A 2,459-nucleotide genomic window follows, 5' to 3' on the forward strand; every position below is an offset into this window, starting at 1 on the left:
ACTTGATTAGTGGCGTCGAATTGAACTTTGACTTAAATACTGCTCAAGATTACACTACGGGACAAGTAGAAAATAAAACCGACCTCAGTGTGGGGGTTTCTAAAAAGCTTTTGAATGACCGCTTAAAGGTTACTGTGGGAAGCAGTTTTGGGCTTGAAGGACCACAACAAGCGAATGAAACTACCAATACTATTGCCGGAGATGTAGCTGTAGAATATCAATTATCGCAGGACGGCCGTTATAAATTAAAAGCCTACCGCTTGAATAAATACCAAGTGGCTTTGCAAGGACAAGTAATCGAAACGGGAGTTGCTTTTATTTTAACATTGGATTACAATAAATTCAAAGAACTGTTTCAAAAAAGTAAAACTGATAAAGAAGAATCAAAATCAAAAAAGAAATAAGGAGATCGATCAATAATATGAAAATCACAACCCCTATTCCCTATTTAATACTTGCTACACTATTTTTTTACGGTTGTGGTGGTACCAAAAATTTGCCCGAAGGCGAACTCCTATACACCGGAGCTAAAGTTAAAGTAGAAGGCGTTGCTACTACTAAAAGTGAACGAAAAGCAATTCAAGCGGCATTAGAAGAATTGACGCGTCCCAAGCCAAATAGCTCCTTTTTAGGAATCAGACCCAAATTGTTTTTTTATAATTTGGCTGGAACGCCAAAAAAAGAAAAAGGATTTCGCTATTGGTTGAAAAACAAAGTCGGTGAACCGCCTGTTTTATATAGCAAAGTCGATTTAGAATACACTAAAAAAGTACTAGAGAATTACAGCCAAAACAATGGCTATTTTAATACCAAAGCCACTGCTGATTCTACTCGACGCGGTAAAACAGCTTATGCGACCTATACCGTGATTCCCAAGCAGCAGTACACGATTCGATCCGTACAATTTCCGCAAGATAGCTCCCTACTTGCAACTACCATTCTCGAATCTGAAAAACGTAGCTTACTAAAGATAGATGAAGGTTACAGCCTTGACGCTATAAAAGCAGAGCGCGAACGCATCGATGCCCGACTCAAAGAAAAGGGATTCTATTATTTTAATGCCGATTACATCAAAGTACAGGTTGATAGCACCGTTGCTGACCACAAAGTTGATTTAATCGTCAAAATAAAAGATGAAACACCTAAGTTGGCAGAAGAGCAATACAAGATCAACAAAGTGATTGTCTATCCTAATTACGCCATCAATTCAGACCAACTGACTACCACAAGTGATAGCATTGTTCAATACAAAGATTTTACGATTATCGATCCTGATAATCTTTTTAAACCGCGAATTTTTGACCGTACACTCTACTTTACAAAAGGCGATTTATACAACCGCACTGATCATAATTTATCTTTAAATCGCCTCGTCAACTTGGGAACTTTTAAATTTGTAAAAAACTCCTTTAAGGTAGCGGACACCACGGGTAATTATCTAGATGCTTACTACTATCTTACACCATTACCTAAAAAGTCCATCCGATTGGAATTATTAGCTAAAACCAACTCAGCCAATTATACCGGAACCGAATTGAATCTGAACTGGGGCAATCGCAATTTATTAAAAGGTGCGGAACAGCTAACTATATCTGCTTTTGGAGGTGTAGAGGTACAAGTTTCAGGGCAAAATAATGGTTTTAATGTTTATCGTTTTGGTACCGAAGCTAACATGATTTGGCCGCGCATCATTGCTCCTTTTAAATTTCAATCAGCTAGTGGTTTTGTTCCTAAGACCAAAGCTACTTTAGGCTACGAATACCAAAACCGAACCAAGCTCTACTCCTTACAAACCTTTAAAGGATCCTTTGGTTATTTATGGAAAGAGAACGAGCGCAAGGAACATTTATTGAACCTAACTGAAATCACCTATGCCAGTCCGCAAAATGTGACGGCATTGTACCAAGAACAAATTGATGCTAATGCTTCATTAGGGAAAGTAATTGAAAAACAATTGATTTTTGGTCCTACCTACTCCTACACTTTTACAAATACGATGTTGAACCGTAAAAAACATACTTTCTACTACAAAGGAAGCTTGGATTTATCAGGCAATGTAACTGGATTAGTGACGGGCGCTAATACGAATGCCGGCAAAACCAAAGAAATCTTTAATGTCCCTTTTAGTCAATTTGTTAAAGTCGAAAGTGAGCTGCGTCATTACCTCAAACTAAGTAAAGAATCACAATTAGCTAGTAGAGTGATTGTAGGCGCAGGATTAGCGTATGGTAATTCAACTGAAATGCCTTTTATCAAGCAGTTTTTTAATGGAGGAACGAATAGTATTCGAGCGTTTAGAGCCCGATCTATTGGTCCCGGAACCTTTAACGGCTCAGCTACCAATAGCGGAGGATTCCTAGCGGATCAGTCCGGTGATTTTAAGCTGGAATTCAATACGGAATACCGCGGACAAATTTACGGTCTGGTTAAAGGCGCTGTATTTTTAGATGCTGGTAATA

At 38.4% G+C, this 2,459-nt stretch carries 2 protein-coding genes; both read left to right on the forward strand.

Annotated elements, in window-relative coordinates:
* The coding region (locus P8M54_RS08610; protein WP_300287248.1) for a translocation/assembly module TamB domain-containing protein at positions 1 to 404 on the forward strand (404 nt) is incomplete at its 5' end.
* A 17-nt stretch (positions 405 to 421) separates the two neighbouring features.
* The coding region (locus tag P8M54_RS08615; protein ID WP_300287251.1) for a BamA/TamA family outer membrane protein at positions 422 to 2,459 on the forward strand (2,038 nt) is incomplete at its 3' end.

The sequence above is a fragment of the Flavobacterium sp. genome (assembly GCF_029242675.1).
Taxonomy (GTDB): domain Bacteria; phylum Bacteroidota; class Bacteroidia; order Flavobacteriales; family Flavobacteriaceae; genus Flavobacterium.